1 protein-coding gene is annotated in these 391 nt (G+C 45.5%); it reads left to right on the top strand.

Annotated features, from left to right (window positions below; genetic code table 11):
* The coding region (locus J7R05_RS08840) for an FAD-dependent oxidoreductase (RefSeq protein WP_208541926.1) at window positions 1–391 on the top strand (391 nt) is incomplete at both ends.

The raw sequence follows: 391 nt of genomic DNA, 5'->3' as shown, positions 1-391 counted from the left end.
AACTTTAGAAGCTGATGTTGTGCTCATTGCTACTGGACGTTCTCCATACACGGAAGGTCTTGGTTTGATCGAGGTTGGTGTTCAGTTGGATGAGCGCGGCTTTATTGTTATTGATGCGCATTGGCAGACCAGTATTCCAGGAATTTATGCGATTGGTGATGTCGTTAAAGGACCGATGTTGGCGCATAAAGCAGAGGAAGAAGGCGTTGCTGTGGCAGAAATTTTGGCAGGTCAAAAGGGACATGTTAATTTTGATGTCATTCCTAGTGTTGTCTATACACAGCCCGAGATTGCCAGTGTAGGAAAGACAGAAGAAGAACTTAAAGCTGCCGGTATTGAGTATAATGTTGGCAAATTTCCCTTCATGGCGAATGGTCGTGCACGCGCGATG

Origin of the sequence: Bartonella capreoli, from assembly GCF_902813205.1 — a bacterium.
GTDB lineage: Bacteria > Pseudomonadota > Alphaproteobacteria > Rhizobiales > Rhizobiaceae > Bartonella > Bartonella schoenbuchensis.
The sequence above is the reverse complement of the archived record's forward strand: the minus strand, read 5'-3'. Positions and strand labels throughout refer to the sequence as shown.